Here is a 16,957-nt window from a genome sequence, read left to right on the forward strand (position 1 = left end):
CCTCTTGGGTCGGATCAGGCGGATTGGAGCAGCACCGCGGCCGCGGGTGCCTGCTCCAGATAGGTCAAAAATCCGCGTTCGTAACGCGAAAGATAGCGCGTCGCGCGCGGCAGGCTGCCGACGGATGCGGCAAAGTCTTCGCGCGCCTGCGCCGCGGCGAGCATCGCGGGGTGGACATAGGCCTTGCGCGCGATAGCGGGGGTGTTGCCGAGGCGGCCCGCGACATGTTCGAGCATCGCCTTCAACGTCGGTGGTTCGGGCGCATCGTAAAGGAAGGCGAAAGCCTCGACGCTCGCCGACCAGGTGCGGAAATGCTTGGCGCTGAATTCGTCGCCCATCGCCTCGCGGATATAGGTGTTCACATCTTCGGAGGCGACGGCGCAGATGCCGTCGCCATCGTCATATTGGAAGAGGTGTTGGCCGGGCAGATCCTGAAGACGGCGGACGAGCGTCGTCAGGCTGCGATCGCTGATCGTTACCTCGCGCTTCGCGCCGCCCTTGGCGATATATTTGAGGCGCAGCGTCTTACCCGACAGTTTGGCGTGGCGCTGGCGCAGCGTCGTCGCGCCGAAGCTCTTGTTCGCGGCGACATATTGCTCGTTGCCGACGCGGAGCGCGGCTAGGTCGAGCAGGCGCACGACCGCCGCAACGACGCGCTCGGAACAGAGCGTCCGGCGATTGAGATCGTCCTCAAGGCGCGCGCGCAGCAAGGGCAGCGCGTGGCCGAAGGCGGCGCAACGATCATATTTGTCGGCCTCGCGCGCTATGCGGAAATCGGGGTGATAGCGGTATTGCTTGCGCCCGCGCGCATCGTATCCGGTCGCAAGAATATGGCCGTTGGGCGCGGGGCAGAACCACGCATCCTCATAGGCGGGCGGCAGCGCGATCGCGTTGAGGCGGTCGATTTCGTCGCGATCGCGGATGATCTTTCCCTTGGCATCGCGATAGAGCCAGCCGACGCCCGACCGCTTGCGGCTGATGCCGGGCAGGCTGTCGTCGACATGGATCAGGCGGGGTGCGGACATGGAGCAATAGCGCCTCGCCGCCGCCGATGGTTCCCCGTCTTGGCGGGGTGACGGCGGATCAGCTCTCGCTGCGGCCCGCCGCAAAGATGGTACGCGGCGCGGCGAGCAGGCGGTCGCCGACGCTCTGGGCGATGCGCCGTGCCGGCACTTCGAGCGCGATATGGAGCAGGTGCGACGCGGTCAGCGTTAGCAGGGTGAATGCCAGAATCATCGCCGGATGCACCCTCGCCGGGTCGTCGACGAAGAACAGTTTGAAGAGGATCCACAGGAAGAAATGCAACAGATAGACGGCATAGCTGATGTCCCCCAGCCATTGCGCGATCCGGCCCGACAAGAACGGCCGCGGCGCCGTCGAGGCCTGCAGCGCCAGGATGACCACCGCAGTCATGAACAGCGGCACCGCCGCCGGCTGCGACCCGGCCACGCCGAACAGGAGTGCCGCTACGCCGATCAGTCCGAGCGCAGTGCCATAGATGATCGTCGCGCCGCGAGGCCCTTGGCGCTGCGCCGTCCACCATTGGCAAAGCAGGACGCCGATACCGAACTCGACGAGGCAGCGCAGCAGTCCGGTCGCCGGGATATCGTCGCCGATGCTCGCGCGGCCCGTTGCCGCGAACCACCATCCCAGCGCCGCCGCCATCGCGATGATCAGCAACGGAAAACTCCATGCGCCGCGCGGCAGGCGTGCCAGCCAGCCGCCGGTAATCGCGAGCAGCAGATAGGCCGCCCATTCGGTCGAGATCGACCAGGCGGGGTCGTTCCACGCCAGACGGTCGCTGAACCCCCAATTCTGTACGAGGAGATAATGGGCGGGGAGTTCGGCGAAGCTGTAGTGCTCGCCCGGGTCGCGGCCGCTGACGATCAGGGCCGCCGCGAACAGCAACATCGCCGACAGGACCGCAAGGTGGAGCGGGAAGATACGGGCAAATCGGCGGACGATGAAATGCGGCGCGGCGCGCAAGCCGCGATCGCGGAATTGGTTGCCATAGGTCCACCACAGGACGAAACCCGACAGGACGAAGAACAGATCGACGGCGAGATAGCCCTGCGCCAAGACCGAAATGACGCGATCGGGCAGGAAGCCGGTCATTCCGCCGCGGATATGGTAAAATACCACCATCAGCGCAGCGAAGCCGCGCACGCCGGTAAGCGTTGGCAGCATTTGCCCCGGCGTGACGGCTCCGGTCATGCGGCGACCGTCCGATGCGTGGTCAGCGGACGCCAGCCTGCTTCCTGTTCGCGGCGGCGGCAATAGGTCGTCAGCCCGATCTCGAGCGCAAGCATCATATAGATGAAGGGCTGGAAGGCGATCGCGACGAACAGCGAACCGACGAGATAGACGATATGGCCGTGCTGCAGCGCGGTCGCCAGCGGCGCGATCCATTGCTCTTCGCCGCGCCGCGTTTTCAGGTAGCGCCGCCTGATCCGTTCCATCTGGACCAGACCCGCGATATGGAGGAGCAGCCACATGGCGGTTCCGGGATAGCCCTGTTCGCCCAGCATTTCGAAATAGGCGGAGTGATAGGCGCGCGATTCTTCCTCATAGACGCTCGCCGTTTCTTCGGGGCTGCTGGCTTCCTTTTCGACCCGAACGCGATTTTGCAGAAAGGCATTGAAGCCGCCGCCGAACGGATTGTCCTTGGCATATTCCCACGTCCACGCCCAAACCGCGACGCGCGTCGACGCCGACTGATCGGCCTTGTAACTGCGGATCGTCTCCATGCGTTCGGTATAGCTTTGCGGCAGGAAGGGAATCGCGGCTGCCGCGAGCAGCCCGGCGCCGACAATATAGAGAAGCCGGTGCTTGACCGCGCGCAGTGACAATATGCCAAGCACGACGAGGCAGATGAGCCCGGTGCGCGCCTGTGTCCCGACGGGCAGCAGGGCGCAGGCGAAGACCAGCGCGAAGCAGAAGAGCGAGACCATCCAGTCGGGCGGAAAGATCGTCCCGTGGCGGCGGTACCACAGGATCAGCGGGATGATCGATATCGCGACGCACGACATGGTGCTGCCCTCATACAGTCCGTAATTTTCGCTCATCAGCAGTTGGAGCGAGCCGTATCCGCCACCTCCGGCCGCGGTCTTGATTCCCCCCGCGATGGCGATCGCCGCCGCCGAGAGCAGCAGGATCAGCGCCAATGCCTCGATCCGGAGCTTGGTCCGCAAGGTGAGCGGCAGGAAGATGGCCCAGATCAGCGCCTTCCACACCCAGCTCCACTTGTCGGCGGCCTCGACCGGGAAGTCGGCGTAGATCGTTGTCATCCAGCAATAGACGAGCAGCATTACGAGCAGCGTTTGCCGTCCCGACCACCGCGTGTCCTTTTTGTCGTCCGCCACGAGCCATCCGGCGATCGCGAGCCCGAAGACGATCAGCGAGATCGGGATCGAGTTGATGAGGAAATAGCTGAGGCGCTGCGGCGCGACGACGTCGATGTAGCAAAAGCACAGCACGAACAGGAACGGCTTGCGAAAGCCGATCCCGATGAAGGCGAACAGGAAGGCGACGAACGCGATGTCACGCATCGGTGCGGGCATCCTCTGCGGCGCGTTCGGCGTCGCGGCGTTGCTGCCATTGCAGGCGCGGGCTGACTTCGCGGTCGAGATCGTCGCGATGGAGCAGGCGCCAGAGCGCAATCGCCATCAGCACGTGCGTCAGGGCAATGGAAAAATTGTCGACCATGTCCGCTCCCGCTACGCGATCGGGGTTGACGCCGCGTTAAGGCTTGTATGTCAATGCGCTGGCCCATGACACGCATCCTGCACGTCCTCGATCATAGCCTGCCCGCGCACAGCGGCTACACCTTTCGCACGCGCGCGCTGATGAAGGCGCAGGTGGCGAAGGGATGGGAGGTCGCGGGCGTGACCGGCGTACGGCATCCCGAGCCCGGGCCGGACGGCGAGACCGTCGACGGGCTGACCTTCTATCGCACAGCGAAGATCGCGCCCGCACGCGCGCCGATCCGCGAATGGCGCGAGATCGGCGCGCTGGCGCAGCGCGTCGAGGCGCTGGCGCGCGAATGGAAGCCCGATGTGCTGCATGCGCATTCGCCGGTGCTCGACGGGCTCGCGGCGCTGCGCGTCGGGAAGAAGCTCGGTATCCCGGTCATCTATGAAATTCGTGCTTTTTGGGAGGATGCGTCGGTCGGCAATGGCACCGGGCGTGAAGGCAGTTTGCGCTATTGGTTGACCAAGCAGCTTGAAACGCATGCGGTGAAATCGGCCGACGCGGTTGCGGTGATCTGCGAAGGATTGCGCGGCGATTTGATCGCGCGCGGTATCGATCCCGCCAAGATCACCGTGTCGCCCAACGGCGTCGACCTCGAATTGTTCGGCGATCCGACGCCGCGCGACGATGCGCTGGCCGACACGCTGGGCCTCGCGGTCGACGATGCCGTGATCGGCTATATCGGCAGCTTCTATGATTATGAGGGGATCGACGACCTGATCGCCGCGATGCCCGCACTCGTCGCGGCGCAGCCCACGGCGCGACTGCTCCTCGTCGGAGGTGGGCCGATGGAGGCGGTGTTGAAAGCGCAGGCGGCGGCATCGCCCGCGGCGGCTCATATCCATTTCGTTGGGCGGGTGCCGCATCAGGAGGTCGAGCGTTATTATTCGCTGATCGATATCCTCGCCTATCCGCGCAAGAAGATGCGGCTGACCGATCTCGTTACGCCGCTGAAACCGCTCGAGGCGATGGCGCAGGGCAAGCTGGTCGCGGCGTCGGATGTCGGCGGTCATCGCGAACTGATCGAAGACGGCGCCACGGGCACCTTGTTTGCGCCCGACGACCCCGCCGCGATTGCCGATGCGCTCGCGGCGTTGCTCGAAAATCGCGACATGTGGCCGGAGCGACGACGGACGGCACGTATTTTTGTCGAAAACCATCGTAACTGGTCATCAAACATTTTACGTTACGAACCCGTTTACCAGCAATTGCTGCGCCGCGTTTAGCGCAATCGCGCAGATAGATGACAGGACGGCCCGATGGGCTACACGGATTTGGACGATATGGACGAGATCAGCGAAAATCGGACCAAGGCGATAGCGACCGCGCTGCTGCGCGCGCTTCAGCCCGCGATCCCGGCGGTGATCGGCGCCGCGGCGCTGACCTTCCTGTTCGCCGCCGTAATGCCCTTTTCGTGGGTCGCTGGGATCAGTTGGAACCTCTATCTCGACCGGCTGTCCGACTTGTTCGTGCAGCCGATCGGCAATGGCGGCCGGCTTGCGCTGGCACTCGGCATGTCGGCGATTGCCGCGGTGATCGCGGGTTTTGTCGCGGTGCTGATCGCGAAACCCGAAGCGGCGGGCCTGACCTCGCTGCGCGAGCGTTTCCGCCGCACCTCTCATGATGTGGAGAGCGACGAAAGCGAAGAGATTCTGACGCGCCGCCGCCGCGTCGACCTGCATCCCGACGATCCGCCGCGTCCGCCGATCCGCGCGGGGCGCGATCTGCCCGCGGGCGGGCTCGACGGAAGCGCAATCGCCGAACCGGTTGCGCCCGGCTTGTGGCTGGGTGAAGCCGACGTCGAAGTCGAAGAAGCTGACGAACTCGTGCTCGCCGATCTGGCGCCCGAAGAGGAGTTCGACGGCGATGCGCCCTGGCTGCAACCCGCCGAGATGACATCGCCGCCGCCGATGCCCGATCCTGCCGACAAATCGCTCGATGCGATGGTCGCGCGCTTCGAAGCGGGGTTGGCGCGCCGCCGGCAGGCCGCGCCGATTTCGACCGCCGCGATCCCGATGCCCGACGCGGTGGAGCCCGAAAGCGAACCCGAAGTCGACTTCGCACTCGAAGCCGCGCTCAGCACGCTGCAGCGGATGACGCGCCAGTCGGTCGGCTAATCCTCGACCGTCAAGATTTCGATCCGCAGCGTTTGCGGATCCACGCCACTTTCTACCGCTACATCGGCGACAATATGGCCTGGAAGCGCCCATTCGGTCGCGCTCAGCCGGTCTTGTAACGCGCGGCACACCGCGGCGCTGTCGCCTGCCGCGAGCGTGCACGGAAAGATGTGGCGCGCGCCCACGAAACTCGCGCTCGCCCAAGGCCGGAATGTCGAGGCGCCAGTCGACAGACCGAACGGAAGCTCGCGCGTGAGCAGAACGCGAAGGCGGCGGTGCGGACAGCCCGGGCGCGGGGACCGCGCGGGAGACCAACGCATCATGCCCGCGCTCCCTTGCGCAAGGCGCGCATGGCGCGCGTTCGCCGGTCGCCGCCGGGGACGACGGTTCCTGCACGACGATCGGCCCGCCATTTGTTCATGAAATGTTCGGCACGACATATCACGTCGCGCCCGGGCTCGCGGCCGCCACGCAAATCGCTGACGAGACGCGGGTCGCGCACCGCGTAGCGGCCGAACACGCTGGGCGGCATGGCCGATTCCTTCAGGAAGGCTTCGATCCGTTGCAGCAGGCTGCGTTCCATATTTCCTCCCTGATCGCGCTAGAACCGGGCGACTCACCCGATAGGATATTTCCTATTTGATGCTCATTTTCCTACTTGTCTAGGAAAAATCCGTTTGGTAGAGACGAAATAGGAAGGACCAGCCCTCAGCGACCTATGGCCGATTTCGATCAGGATCCCCGCGCCGCGCTCGACCGCCTCTTGACCGAGAGAGGGATAGACTATGCGCGCATCTCGCAGGTGATCGGGCGCAACCCCGCCTATATCCAGCAATATATCAAGCGCGGGTCGCCGCGGCGGCTGGGCGAGCAGGATCGCGCGCGCATCGCCGCCTATCTGGGCGTGTCCGAAGCAATGCTGGGCGGGCCGGTGCAGCGTGTCGCGACTCCGGCGCGGACGCGCGGTCCCGGAATGATCCTCGTGCCCAAACTCGCGATCGGCGCCTCGGCGGGCGCGGGCGCGAGCGTCGATGGGGAAGCGGTCGAGGGCGAAGTGGCGTTCGACCCCAAATGGCTGCGCGACCTCGGTGCCGATCCGCGCGCGCTCAGCATTATTCGCGTCGAGGGCGATTCGATGGCGCCGACGCTCGACGATGGCGACGATATATTGGTCGACGGCGGCGATGCGGCTGCGCGGCTGCGCGATGGCATCTATGTGCTGCGTATGGACGATGTGCTGATGGTGAAGCGCGTCGCGCGCGCGCCGGGGCAGGGGCGGATTTCGGTGATCAGCGACAATCCGCACTATCGCAGCTGGGACAATTTGCCGATGGCGTCGGTTCAACTGGTTGGCCGCGTCGTGTGGACGGGGCGGCGGGTGCGATGATTATCTTCGCCTGACGGCGAAGGCGGCACCAGCCCGCTCCCCCACCCGACCTCCCACAGAGTATCCTGGAATGGGAGGCCGGGTGGGGGAGCGGGCTGGTGCCGCAACGATTAACGCGGCGCGGCCATCAACGCCTCGATTTCATGGTCGAGAACTTCGGCGCGCTGGCATTGGTCTTCGTTGCCGTCGCGGCATTTTTCGGCCGCCTTGTCGCGCTGGCGTGACAGCTTGCCCAGTTCTTCCTCGCGCTTGCGCATCTCGCGGCCACGGTTGCGGTCGGACTCGTCCTGGCTCGTCGTCGACCAGTCGGCGACCTGGCCGACGGCTTTGACGGGTGCGGTGACGACCGTCTTGACCGCGCTGATGCAGCCGGCGAGCAGGGGAGCGGCGACGACCGCCAGAATTAAAACGCGCATATTCTTCTCCTCGCCAATGGCGCCCCATCGCATAACCGCCGCGATCTGAACAGGATATTGCGACGGATCGGCACCGCGTACGGCCAATGTGTCACATCACTGAAATAAATGGTTAAATTCGTGTTTACCAAGCGGCTTTACGTCGGGGCGCGAACAAGGTCGCACACTGAAGAGAGATTGATGAACGCCATGGGATATGCCTTTACGCCATCGGCGGGCCACGCGTCCGCGATCGGCGCCGACGCGCATATGTCGCAGGTCATCGACCTGTTTCGCGGCAATCCACAGCTCCGCGCGCTCGCGGTTGTCGATGGCGAAGAGCGACCGGTGGGAATCATCCGCGAACAGCGGGTGCGCGAACTGCTTTTCTGCCCCTTCTGGTTTTCGTTGATGCAGAACCCGACGATCGGCGGCTCGATCGCGTCGATGATCGAACCATGCCCGACCGCCGACGTCGCGCGATCGACCACCGATCTGCTGCGCATCGTCGCGCAGTCGCCGGGGCAGCAGGAGCTTATTCTCGTTCGCGCCGGGCGGTTCGTCGAGACGCTCGATAGCGGCCAGCTCGCCAAGCTGGCGATGCTGCGCGAGGTCGAGCTGGCGCAGGAACGCGCGGCGCGGACGACGCACATCGACGATGCCGGACGGCGGTTCCAGCAAGAGATCACGACGCTCACCGCGACGCTCTCCGACATGGCGCGGAAAGTCGAGATGGTCGCCGGCACTTTGTCCGAACGCGCCCGGCAGACCGGCCGCGACGCGGTGACGGTTGCGGGTGCCACGGCGCAAACACTGGCGGGCCTCCACGAACTGGGTGATCGCGGCCATGCGCTGGCTGCGACGATGGCGAAGATCGTCGACGATGGTTCGCGCGCCCGTACCGTGCGCGGCGATGCGCATCTTAAGGTGAAACAGGCCAGCGAAAGATCGATCGCGTTGAAGGCCGCGAGCCAGTCGATCGAACAGATGCTCGCGCTGATCATCGACATGGCGAGCCGGACCAACATGCTCGCGCTCAACGCGGGGATCGAGGCGGCGCGCGCGGGCGATGCGGGCCGCGGCTTCGCCGTGGTTGCGTCGGAGGTCAAGACGCTCGCCAGCCAGACGCGCTCCGCGGCGGGCGACATCACCCAATATGTCGACCGGATTCGCGACATCGTCGAACAGGTCGCCGCGGGCTTTGTCGAGGTCGAAAAGGCGATCGATGCGAACAACGGCTTCTCCGACGCGATCGATCGCGCGGTCGATGGCCAGAGCGCGACGACGCTGATGATCGCGAGCTATGTCGAGCAGGCGGTGTCGGCCGGCCGCGAGATCGACGTGCGGGTGCGCGAGATCGGACATGGTGCGACCGCCGTCGGCGATGGCGCGCAGGCGCTCGGCCAATTGTCCGCCGGCCTGACCGAGGCGGCGCTGTCGCTGCATCAGCGCGCGCGGCATTTCGTCGAAACGGTTGCCGTCGCCTGATTTTGACGCGCTTGCGCAAGGGGTTGCCCGATGGCGCAGCGCTGATAGGATGATCTTCGCGCCGGAGGCGTCTGAGGCCGCCGGCGGGGAGGAGGGTCATCATGACGAGTATCCAAAAGGGTCTGGCCGAGTTTATCGGCACATTCTGGCTTGTGTTCGGTGGTTGCGGCAGTGCGGTTCTCGCCGCGGCGTTCCCCGATGTCGGCATCGGATTGCTCGGCGTCTCGCTCGCTTTCGGTTTGACGGTCGTTACCATGGCCTATGCGATCGGGCATATTTCGGGCTGTCATCTCAATCCGGCGGTGACGGTGGGGCTGTGGGCGGGGGGGCGTTTCGATGCGCGCGATATTCCCCTCTATGTCGTCGCGCAGGTGCTCGGCGCGATCGTCGCGGCGTTCCTGCTCTTCTATGTCGCGAGCGGCAATCCTGCCTATGATCTTGCGACCAACGGCCTTGCGGCCAATGGCTTCGATGCGGGGTCGCCGGGGCATTATGATATCTGGTCGGCGTTCATCATCGAGATCGTGCTGACCGCCGCTTTCCTCTGGATCATCATGGGGTCGACCGACGGCCGCGCCCCCGCGGGCTTTGCGCCGCTCGCGATCGGCCTTGCGCTGACCTTGATCCACCTGATCTCGATTCCGGTGACCAACACCTCGGTCAATCCGGCACGCAGCACCGGCCCGGCACTCGTCGTCGGAGGCATTGCGCTCCAGCAATTGTGGCTGTTCTGGCTTGCACCGCTGATCGGCGGGGCGATTGGCGGCCTGCTTTACAAGACGCTGGGGGCCGACACCTTCCCCAAACCGAATATCGAGGGCGAATAATCACCGATGCGGCGGGGGCAGAAAGCCTCCGCCGCTTTTATTTCAGCAGGTCGATTGCGAAGGCACGGACCTCGTCTGCCATGTCGGGCCGCCCGAGTGCGACCGCAAGGTTCGCCTGGATATAGCCGGCCTTCGATCCGCAGTCGTAACGCGCGCCATCGAAGGTGACGGCGTGAAAAGGCTGGTTGCCGATCATCGTCGCCATCGCGTCGGTTAGCTGGATTTCGCCGCCGGCGCCCTTTTCCTGTTTTTCGAGCACGCGCATCACTTCGGGTTGCAGGATATAGCGACCCGAAATGATCAGATTCGACGGCGCCTCGGCGACCGGCGGCTTCTCGACAAGCCCCGTCACTTCGGTCAGCGCCCCGTCGCGGGCCCCGGGTGCGATGACGCCATAGCTCGACACTTGCTCGTGCGGCACTTCCAAGACCGAGATCAGGTTGCCGCCGACCCTTTGATAGGCGTCGACCATCTGCTTCATGCAGCCGGGCGACCCGTGCATGAATTCGTCGGGAAGGAAGATCGCGAAGGGTTCGTCGCCGACGATGTCGCGTGCGCACCAGATCGCGTGGCCGAGGCCTAACGGCTCCTGCTGCCGGACATAAGCGCAGGCGCCGGGTCCGAGCCGCGTGGGGCCCAGAACCGACAGATCCTTGCCGCGTTCGGACATCGTCTTTTCGAGCTCGAAGGCGACGTCGAAATGATCCTCGATCGCGCTTTTGCCGCGGCCGGTGACGAAGATCATCTGCTCGATCCCCGCCTCGCGCGCTTCGTCGACCGCATATTGGATCAGCGGCCGATCAACGACGGGCAGCATCTCCTTGGGGATCGCCTTGGTCGCGGGGAGGAAGCGGGTGCCGAGACCGGCGACGGGGAACACGGCTTTGCGGATCGGTTTCATAAACGAAGGCCTAGCCGTGAACTTTGATCAAGAAAAGAGCGGTGAAGTCGCTGCTTGCCGGCTATTGCGGGGTAACGATCACTACCACCCGCCGGTTGTCCTGGCGGCCTTCGACGGTGTCGTTGCTCGACATCGGCACCGCTTCGCCCCGGCCGACAATCTGGTCCGGGGAAAGCTGCATCCCGCCGGCCTGGAGCGGGATCGCGACAGCCTGCGCGCGTGCTTGCGATAGCGCCAGATTATAAGCCGATGTGCCGGTGGAATCGCTGTGTCCCTCGACACGCGCGGTGGTGATACCCACCGAAAGGAGGTTGCGTGCGAGTCCCGCGATGCGCACGCGCAGGTCGGGTTGGACCGTCGCGTCGTTCGAAGCAAAGAGCAGCCGCTCGTTGAAGGTCAGCTCCCAGCCGGTGCCCGCTTCGACAAATCCCTCGGTCTTCAACGCCGCAATCTGTGCGGCCGTGAAGCCGGTCGTCTGCGGTACGCTTTGGCAGGCGGCGAGCAGCGCGGCGAAGGCGATCACGAACAGGGTCTGGATCGATCGGGGGAAATTAAACGTCACGGCGTCTCTCCGCTGGTCATCGTCTGGAACGGTTGGTCAATTTGTCGGCGTACATGGCGGCGTCGGCGGCGGTCAGCAGCGCGGTCGCGTCGCTGCCATTGTCGGGGAAGGTCGCAACGCCGACGCTGACCGCGGCGCGATATGTTTCGCCGCCGGGTAAAAGGATGGGTTCGGCCACGCTGGTGCGGATCCGGTTCGCCAGCATGTCGGGATGCAATTCCTCGTCGAGCTCGACGATGACAATGAATTCGTCGCCGCCGATGCGCGCGGCAAAATCGCCCTTGCGCAGCGCGTCCTGAATCCGCGCCGACAGTGCGACAAGCACCGTGTCCCCTGCGGCGTGGCCGAAATTGTCGTTGGCTGCCTTGAAATTGTCGGCATCGATGAACAGCAGAGCGAAGCGGTCGCCGCGTCCCGCCGCAGCCTCGATGCGCTGCGCGAGCTGCTCGTCGAAGGCATCGCGGTTGGGCAGCGCGGTCAACGTGTCGTGCGACGCCCGGTGCGCGAGCAAAGCGCGTTCGCTCTCCATATGGCCTTGCCAGCCTTGCAGTTCGTCGAGCAGGGAGTTGATGTCGCCGCCCAGCCGGTCGAGCTCGGCGATGCCGAGCGGCTGGACGCGCTTGTCGAAGCGGCGGTGCAGACGCACGTCGTGGGCGACCGTGGCAATCTCGTTGAGCGGTTTGACCAGCTCATATTCGAACCGCCGCGCGAGGAAGATGGTCCCGAACGCGGTGATGAGCAGGCAGCCGAGGCCCGCCAGAAGACCTAGGCGGACATAGTCGATTAACGTCGAACTATCGCCCCACACCTCGATCGTGCCGATCGCCGACCCGTTGCGCTGGACGGTGACCGCAAAGGGGCGAGGAAAGAAGATGCGGGTGAGGGTCGGCGCCGGGTCGGCGACCGGCGAAGTCCATTCGGTGACCGGCCGGCCGACGTCGTTGAGCACGCGAAGCCGCGCAATGCCCGGAATTCGGGTCAGCGGCTCGAGCCCTTCGCGGACCGCCTGCGGATCGTTGAACACCAGCGCGGGTTCGACGCCATAGGCGCCGAGCTGTGCTGCCAGTTCCATATTGCGGTCGGCATAGCCGCGCAGCGCGGTGACCCCTGCGAGCAGGATGGTCAGGCCCGAAAGTGCGACAGCGAACAGCGTGATACCGAAATGAAAGCGCGACAGCAGTTTTTGTAGCGTCGTGCGCGCACCGATCCGTTCGACGGGCGGGGTGATGGGCTGGCCGGTCATGCCGCCCCCCCTTCGCCGCCGCCGATGCGCAGGACCCGCGGATCGATGCGCAGCGGGCCGCGCCCGATCGCATCGATATTGACCGAAAAGCTGATGCTCGCCGCCTTGTTGCTCAGGCAAAACATCGCGCCATAGATGCAGGCGGCGTCATCGTCGGTGATCGTCAGAATCGGGCGCCCGCGTACCCAGGCGATGAGCTGACGCCGATCGGCGACCGGCATTTTGCCGAGAAAGAGGATGTCGCACTCGGGGGTAACGGTGGCGGTGGTCACCCGGCGGACCGTCACCGAGCCGGGTCCCGGAACATCGGGCGCCATGCGATCGGTAAGGCGCGGTGTGCCGACGACGCACATCGTCCGGGGCGCCGCGGCCGCTCCGGTGGGCCAGCGCGCATAGCTGACGATGCCGCCCACCATCCGGTTGACCGCGCGCGTCATCCCGCCCGAACCATCCTCGACGGCGGTCTGGTTTGCGGCTTGAACCGACATCTGGGGCGTCGTGACCAACGCGCCGATGAGAAACAATGATGCCAGCACCTGGCAGCGCCCCCAACTGCGTTTCAGGGGCATCCTGCCCCAGCAAAGGCGCGTCCGCTAGTCAAAACAATTGGAAAGTCAATGAAAAGTGACGTCATGCGGCCATGTTACAACAGCGGCCGCATGACCTGCCGCGATTCTACGCGTTACGCAAACGGTCACTGAATCCTTTGCGCAGTTTAGCCAGCTTGGGCGGGATGACCGCCATGCAATAGGGATTGCGCTGGCCTTCGCCCTCCCAATAGGCCTGGTGATAATCTTCGGCCGGATACCAGTCCGACGGGCTCTCGATCGTGGTCACGATCGGCGCCGGCCAATCCGTGGCGGCGCGTTCGATGCCGGCGCGCGCGGCGTCGGCCTGCGCGGCATCGAGCGGGAAGAGCGCGCTGCGATATTGGGTGCCGATGTCGTTGCCCTGACGATTGAGCGTCGTCGGATCGTGCGTTGCGAAATGGACGTCGAGCAGATCGTCATAGGAAATGACCGCCGGGTCGAAGGTGATGCGGATCGCCTCTGCATGGCCGGTGTCGCCGCCGCAGACCTGCTTGTAGGTCGGGTTTGGAACTGCGCCGCCAATATAACCGCTCTCGACGCCCTCGACGCCCTCGAGCGACTGGAACACCGCTTCGGTGCACCAGAAGCAACCTCCGGCAAAAATGGCGGTCTCTTGGGTCATGGGCGTCGATCCTTGTTGGGGAGAAGGGATTGTCGCCAAAATAGGACGCGAAGGGACTTATTCCAAGGGCGGCGGTGCGTCGATCAGCGGCGGATGCAGCGGCTGCCCCGCCGCGCGCGCTGCCGCGATGGCTGTCGCTTCGGCTTGCAGCGACGCGACGCGGTCGCGCCAGTTCGGGTGCGTGCTTGCCTGGAGCAGGGGGCGTCCCTTGCGCTGGCCGAAACGCTCCCAAAAGCGCGCGGCGGCAGCGGGATCATAACCCGCGCCCGCGAGCAGCCACACCGACAGCCGGTCGGCTTCGACCTCGGTCTGCTTGAACAGGCGGGCATTGCGGCCGAATTGCTTGCCGAGCCCACGATCGACCCCCGCTGCGTCGAGCCGCGCGCGGTGACGGAGGATATTGTGTGCCAGTTCGTGCGCGATCGCCGCGGCCAGTTCGTCGTCATCTGCAGCGAAATCGGCGAGCCCCTGATTGACGAGGACCATGCGCCCGTCGGCAACGGCGGCGGGCCGGTCATTGGCCTCGACGCGAAAATCGCTGGCGCATCCTGCAACGGGGGTGATGCTGACGATGCGTCCCGCGCCGGCGTCGAGCGCGAGCGGTGCGTCGACCGGGAGCGCGGCAACGCTGGTTTCGATCGCCGTGATGCGCGCGAAGGGATGATCCCCCACGCCATCCGGCACGGGCGCGTTCGCCATGCCGACGACGGGCGTACCGACGGTCATTCCGGCCGATGCCGCCGGAGAGGCGGACGCGAGGGCGGCAATATAGGCGTGCACTTGATCGTTCGCGCCATAAGCTGCGAGTGCTTCGGCACGCCGATCCGGGGCGTAAAGCCGCGGGTCGCCCCAGATCCACCCGAACTGCGGCTGGCGCGTAGGGCACCAAGCTGCGTTGGCGGTCGTGAGGCGAAAGCCGAGCGCCGCGACGCGCGCCTCGGTCGCCGCGAGTGCGGCGTACGGCGATTGCTCGGCAATAGCGGGCGCAGCCATCGACAATGACAGGATGGCGACGATCGATCGGGTGTTGCGAAGCATGGCCATTCCCTATCAATCCGCGCCTGTCGCGGCCATGAATTTCCCCTTTGGCGCGGTTTCGCGCCTCTTGCCTATCGCCCGGCAAGCGCCGATAGGGCGGACAATGACGCATGCCTCTGCCTTGTCGGCTCCCGCCGCCCGCCAACCCCGCCCCGCCGCGCTCGCGCGTTGGCTGTGGGCGGTTGCACTGCTGGTCATCATCGTCGTCGGTGTCGGCGGAATCACCCGACTGACCGAATCCGGGCTTTCGATCACCGAATGGCGCCCCGTTTCCGGCGTGCTGCCGCCGCTGAGCGAGGCCGGGTGGGTCGCGGAATTCGAGAAATACAAACAGATACCCGAATATAAGGAGATCAACCTCGGCATGACGCTGGCGGGGTTCAAGGCGATCTTTTTCTGGGAATGGCTGCACCGCATCCTTGGCCGCCTCGTCGGCATGGCGCTGCTCGTGCCGCTCGCCTGGTACGCCTGGCGCCGCGCGATCCCGGCGGGCTATGGTCCGCGTTTGCTTGCGCTCGCTGCACTCGTCGGGCTGCAAGGCGCGATCGGCTGGTGGATGGTCGCCTCGGGCCTCGAATATCGCACCGACGTTAGCCATTTTCGTCTCGCGACCCATTTGCTCACCGCGCTGTTCCTGCTTGGCGGTTTGGTGTGGACGGCGCGCGACCTCGATGCGCTGGCGCGCGATCCCGAAGCACGACCGGCGCGTCTGACCGGACCCGCGCTGGGCGTCATCGCGATTCTCTTTGTCCAGCTGCTGCTCGGTGCGTGGGTTGCGGGGCTCAATGCCGGCTATGTCGCTAGCACCTGGCCTTCGATGAACGATCATTTCGTGCCCGAGGGTATCGATTGGACGGGCGGCGCGTGGCTCGCTTTCACCAACGACCCCTTCCTGATCCATTTCCTCCATCGCTGGTGGTCGTGGGTTGCGGCGCTTGCGCTGCTTCTGCTTGCACGTGCCTTGTCGCGGCAGGGCGCGCGCAGCGAGGCGCGGCTGCTCGTCGCGGTCGTCGCGGCGCAGATGCTGCTCGGCATCTGGACCGTCGTATCGGGCGTTTCGATGTGGGTTGCCGTGTGGCATCAGGTGACCGGTGCGATCCTCGTCGCGACTGCCGCGGCGGGGCTTCACCGGCTGGGTCGCCGCCCGGCATGATGTCGGTCGGCGGCCTCGGCGGCGCGCTCCTGCTGCTGGCGGCTCAGCCCGTGCCGACCGCTGCGCCCGGCGATGTTTCCACCGCTGCGACCACGCATTTCCAATTCGCTCCCCCGGTAGGCCGGCCGATGACCTATCGCGTCACCACCCGCCGCATCGGCCGTGAAGGCGCGCTGATCAACTTTTCGCTCGTCTATGCGCTGCAATGGCAGCGCGTCGGGCGCGGCTATCGGCTCGAAGCGGTGCTACAGCGGATCGATTCCGACGCCCGCCCCGAAGTCACGCGCGCGCTGTCGCTGATGCTCGATCCGCTGGTCGGCGAGCCGATGGCCTATCTTGTCGCCCCCGACGGCAGCCGTGTTGACCTGGTCGATCCGGATGGGCTGTGGGCGCGGGTCACCGCGCGGATCGAGGCCGTCGGCGCCAAGGCGGGACGGCCCGAAGCCCGGCAATTGGCGCAGTTGGTCTCGGCGCTGCCGGCCGCGGAGCGTGATCGGCTGGCGAGCGCGGATATCCGTGCGCTGGTTGCGCCTGCGAATGGTGCCATTCCGGTCGCGGCGCAGGCGGACGGCGCCAGCGTGTCGATCAAGCACGACGGCGCGTTGCAGACGATCGCCAAGGTCGAACGCGATTCCGCGCCTGTCGCCGGCGCCGGCAAGCCGCTGGAAATCGACAATCTGTGGACCGTCGACACCGCCATCGGGCTGGTGATGCGCGAGCAGCGACAAAGCTGGATCGTCGAGGCCGAGGGCGATGCGCGGACGCTGGTCGAGGAGCGAGTGCGGGCGCTCGAGATCGCTCCCTGATTGCGATGGTATTATAATACCTGTCAGCAAAGCCGCGATCTGCTTGACTTTCTGCCCCATTGGCGTCATTGGCCCGCT

The 16,957-nt window shown here is 65.4% G+C and carries 20 protein-coding genes; 7 read left to right on the forward strand and 13 right to left on the reverse strand.

Annotation, left to right across the window (positions count from 1 at the left end; all coding sequences use genetic code 11):
* Nucleotides 1–14: 14 nt before the first annotated feature.
* The 4 genes from GGC65_RS16445 to GGC65_RS16460 are packed head-to-tail and all read right to left on the reverse strand — an operon-like array spanning nucleotide 15 to nucleotide 3,705.
* Entirely contained in the window at nucleotides 15–1,025 is a 1,011-nt protein-coding gene (locus GGC65_RS16445; RefSeq protein ID WP_192648141.1) for a DNA topoisomerase IB, read from the reverse strand.
* Between the two features lie 58 nt (nucleotides 1,026–1,083).
* Nucleotides 1,084–2,214 carry an acyltransferase family protein gene (locus GGC65_RS16450; protein ID WP_192648142.1) on the reverse strand — a complete coding sequence of 377 codons (1,131 nt, stop codon included), beginning with the start codon at nucleotides 2,212–2,214 and terminating at the stop codon, nucleotides 1,084–1,086.
* Entirely contained in the window at nucleotides 2,211–3,548 is a 1,338-nt protein-coding gene (locus GGC65_RS16455; protein ID WP_192648143.1) for a putative O-glycosylation ligase, exosortase A system-associated, read from the reverse strand. Before GGC65_RS16455 ends, GGC65_RS16450 begins: the two co-directional genes overlap by 4 nt.
* A complete protein-coding gene (locus GGC65_RS16460; protein ID WP_192648144.1) occupies nucleotides 3,541–3,705 on the reverse strand; it encodes a hypothetical protein in 165 nt (54 codons plus the stop codon). The genes GGC65_RS16455 and GGC65_RS16460 overlap by 8 nt, the downstream gene beginning before the upstream one ends.
* A 65-nt stretch (nucleotides 3,706–3,770) precedes the next feature.
* Between GGC65_RS16460 and GGC65_RS16465 the strand changes: the two genes are divergently transcribed.
* Entirely contained in the window at nucleotides 3,771–4,976 is a 1,206-nt protein-coding gene (locus GGC65_RS16465) for a TIGR04063 family PEP-CTERM/XrtA system glycosyltransferase (protein ID WP_192648145.1), read from the forward strand.
* Between the two features lie 33 nt (nucleotides 4,977–5,009).
* Nucleotides 5,010–5,867 (forward strand): hypothetical protein, encoded by an 858-nt coding sequence (locus GGC65_RS16470; protein WP_225940860.1) that lies wholly within the window; start codon nucleotides 5,010–5,012, stop codon nucleotides 5,865–5,867.
* Here GGC65_RS16470 and GGC65_RS16475 read toward each other — a convergent pair.
* Nucleotides 5,864–6,190 (reverse strand): hypothetical protein, encoded by a 327-nt coding sequence (locus GGC65_RS16475; RefSeq protein ID WP_225940861.1) that lies wholly within the window; start codon nucleotides 6,188–6,190, stop codon nucleotides 5,864–5,866. The genes GGC65_RS16470 and GGC65_RS16475 overlap by 4 nt on opposite strands.
* On the reverse strand, nucleotides 6,187–6,450 hold the full coding sequence (locus GGC65_RS16480; RefSeq protein WP_192649702.1) for a hypothetical protein: 264 nt from the start codon (nucleotides 6,448–6,450) through the stop codon (nucleotides 6,187–6,189). The genes GGC65_RS16475 and GGC65_RS16480 overlap by 4 nt, the downstream gene beginning before the upstream one ends.
* A 135-nt stretch (nucleotides 6,451–6,585) precedes the next feature.
* On the opposite strand from GGC65_RS16480, the gene GGC65_RS16485 reads away from it, so the two are divergent.
* Nucleotides 6,586–7,254, forward strand: coding sequence for a helix-turn-helix transcriptional regulator (locus GGC65_RS16485; RefSeq protein ID WP_192648147.1), 669 nt, complete (start codon nucleotides 6,586–6,588; stop codon nucleotides 7,252–7,254).
* A gap of 110 nt (nucleotides 7,255–7,364) precedes the next feature.
* Here the strand turns inward: GGC65_RS16485 and GGC65_RS16490 are convergent, their stop codons facing one another.
* On the reverse strand, nucleotides 7,365–7,670 hold the full coding sequence (locus GGC65_RS16490; protein WP_192648148.1) for a hypothetical protein: 306 nt from the start codon (nucleotides 7,668–7,670) through the stop codon (nucleotides 7,365–7,367).
* 180 nt (nucleotides 7,671–7,850) lie between these two features.
* On the opposite strand from GGC65_RS16490, the gene GGC65_RS16495 reads away from it, so the two are divergent.
* Nucleotides 7,851–9,137, forward strand: coding sequence for a methyl-accepting chemotaxis protein (locus tag GGC65_RS16495; RefSeq protein ID WP_225940862.1), 1,287 nt, complete (start codon nucleotides 7,851–7,853; stop codon nucleotides 9,135–9,137).
* 101 nt (nucleotides 9,138–9,238) lie between these two features.
* Nucleotides 9,239–9,964 (forward strand): aquaporin Z, encoded by a 726-nt coding sequence (gene aqpZ, locus GGC65_RS16500; RefSeq protein WP_192648149.1) that lies wholly within the window; start codon nucleotides 9,239–9,241, stop codon nucleotides 9,962–9,964.
* Nucleotides 9,965–10,001: 37 nt separating this feature from the next.
* Here aqpZ and galU read toward each other — a convergent pair whose 3' ends face one another.
* From galU to GGC65_RS16530, 6 genes are all read right to left on the reverse strand, one after another.
* Nucleotides 10,002–10,865: a UTP--glucose-1-phosphate uridylyltransferase GalU gene (gene galU, locus GGC65_RS16505; protein WP_192648150.1), complete on the reverse strand. Its 864-nt coding sequence runs from the start codon at nucleotides 10,863–10,865 to the stop codon at nucleotides 10,002–10,004.
* 61 nt (nucleotides 10,866–10,926) lie between these two features.
* Complete coding sequence (locus tag GGC65_RS16510) at nucleotides 10,927–11,427, reverse strand: OmpA family protein (protein WP_192648151.1); 501 nt, start codon at nucleotides 11,425–11,427, stop codon at nucleotides 10,927–10,929.
* A 16-nt stretch (nucleotides 11,428–11,443) separates the two neighbouring features.
* Nucleotides 11,444–12,670 carry a diguanylate cyclase gene (locus tag GGC65_RS16515; protein WP_192648152.1) on the reverse strand — a complete coding sequence of 409 codons (1,227 nt, stop codon included), beginning with the start codon at nucleotides 12,668–12,670 and terminating at the stop codon, nucleotides 11,444–11,446.
* On the reverse strand, nucleotides 12,667–13,206 hold the full coding sequence (locus tag GGC65_RS16520; RefSeq protein WP_192648153.1) for a YfiR family protein: 540 nt from the start codon (nucleotides 13,204–13,206) through the stop codon (nucleotides 12,667–12,669). The genes GGC65_RS16515 and GGC65_RS16520 overlap by 4 nt, the downstream gene beginning before the upstream one ends.
* A 139-nt stretch (nucleotides 13,207–13,345) precedes the next feature.
* Entirely contained in the window at nucleotides 13,346–13,882 is a 537-nt protein-coding gene (gene msrA, locus GGC65_RS16525; protein WP_192648154.1) for a peptide-methionine (S)-S-oxide reductase MsrA, read from the reverse strand.
* A gap of 57 nt (nucleotides 13,883–13,939) precedes the next feature.
* On the reverse strand, nucleotides 13,940–14,920 hold the full coding sequence (locus GGC65_RS16530; protein ID WP_192648155.1) for a M48 family metallopeptidase: 981 nt from the start codon (nucleotides 14,918–14,920) through the stop codon (nucleotides 13,940–13,942).
* Nucleotides 14,921–15,023: 103 nt separating this feature from the next.
* Between GGC65_RS16530 and GGC65_RS16535 the strand changes: the two genes are divergently transcribed.
* A complete protein-coding gene (locus GGC65_RS16535; RefSeq protein WP_192648156.1) occupies nucleotides 15,024–16,073 on the forward strand; it encodes a COX15/CtaA family protein in 1,050 nt (349 codons plus the stop codon).
* Complete coding sequence (locus GGC65_RS16540; RefSeq protein ID WP_192648157.1) at nucleotides 16,070–16,879, forward strand: hypothetical protein; 810 nt, start codon at nucleotides 16,070–16,072, stop codon at nucleotides 16,877–16,879. The genes GGC65_RS16535 and GGC65_RS16540 overlap by 4 nt, the downstream gene beginning before the upstream one ends.
* Nucleotides 16,880–16,957 lie beyond the last annotated feature (78 nt).

The sequence above is a fragment of the Sphingopyxis sp. OAS728 genome (genome assembly GCF_014873485.1).
Lineage (GTDB): Bacteria > Pseudomonadota > Alphaproteobacteria > Sphingomonadales > Sphingomonadaceae > Sphingopyxis.

Bases quoted from the DNA above. Each gene is read 5' to 3' on its own strand.
- GGC65_RS16470 (WP_225940860.1), top strand. From the start codon at position 5,010: ATGGGCTACACGGATTTGGACGATATGGACGAGATCAGCGAAAATCGG.
- GGC65_RS16495 (WP_225940862.1), top strand. From the start codon at position 7,851: ATGAACGCCATGGGATATGCCTTTACGCCATCGGCGGGCCACGCGTCC.
- GGC65_RS16465 (WP_192648145.1), top strand. From the start codon at position 3,771: ATGACACGCATCCTGCACGTCCTCGATCATAGCCTGCCCGCGCACAGC.
- GGC65_RS16480 (WP_192649702.1), bottom strand. From the start codon at position 6,450: ATGGAACGCAGCCTGCTGCAACGGATCGAAGCCTTCCTGAAGGAATCG.
- GGC65_RS16535 (WP_192648156.1), top strand. From the start codon at position 15,024: ATGACGCATGCCTCTGCCTTGTCGGCTCCCGCCGCCCGCCAACCCCGC.
- GGC65_RS16450 (WP_192648142.1), bottom strand. From the start codon at position 2,214: ATGACCGGAGCCGTCACGCCGGGGCAAATGCTGCCAACGCTTACCGGC.
- GGC65_RS16460 (WP_192648144.1), bottom strand. From the start codon at position 3,705: ATGGTCGACAATTTTTCCATTGCCCTGACGCACGTGCTGATGGCGATT.
- GGC65_RS16530 (WP_192648155.1), bottom strand. From the start codon at position 14,920: ATGCTTCGCAACACCCGATCGATCGTCGCCATCCTGTCATTGTCGATG.
- GGC65_RS16475 (WP_225940861.1), bottom strand. From the start codon at position 6,190: ATGATGCGTTGGTCTCCCGCGCGGTCCCCGCGCCCGGGCTGTCCGCAC.
- GGC65_RS16490 (WP_192648148.1), bottom strand. From the start codon at position 7,670: ATGCGCGTTTTAATTCTGGCGGTCGTCGCCGCTCCCCTGCTCGCCGGC.
- msrA (WP_192648154.1), bottom strand. From the start codon at position 13,882: ATGACCCAAGAGACCGCCATTTTTGCCGGAGGTTGCTTCTGGTGCACC.
- GGC65_RS16515 (WP_192648152.1), bottom strand. From the start codon at position 12,670: ATGACCGGCCAGCCCATCACCCCGCCCGTCGAACGGATCGGTGCGCGC.
- GGC65_RS16445 (WP_192648141.1), bottom strand. From the start codon at position 1,025: ATGTCCGCACCCCGCCTGATCCATGTCGACGACAGCCTGCCCGGCATC.
- GGC65_RS16455 (WP_192648143.1), bottom strand. From the start codon at position 3,548: ATGCGTGACATCGCGTTCGTCGCCTTCCTGTTCGCCTTCATCGGGATC.
- galU (WP_192648150.1), bottom strand. From the start codon at position 10,865: ATGAAACCGATCCGCAAAGCCGTGTTCCCCGTCGCCGGTCTCGGCACC.
- GGC65_RS16540 (WP_192648157.1), top strand. From the start codon at position 16,070: ATGATGTCGGTCGGCGGCCTCGGCGGCGCGCTCCTGCTGCTGGCGGCT.
- aqpZ (WP_192648149.1), top strand. From the start codon at position 9,239: ATGACGAGTATCCAAAAGGGTCTGGCCGAGTTTATCGGCACATTCTGG.
- GGC65_RS16485 (WP_192648147.1), top strand. From the start codon at position 6,586: ATGGCCGATTTCGATCAGGATCCCCGCGCCGCGCTCGACCGCCTCTTG.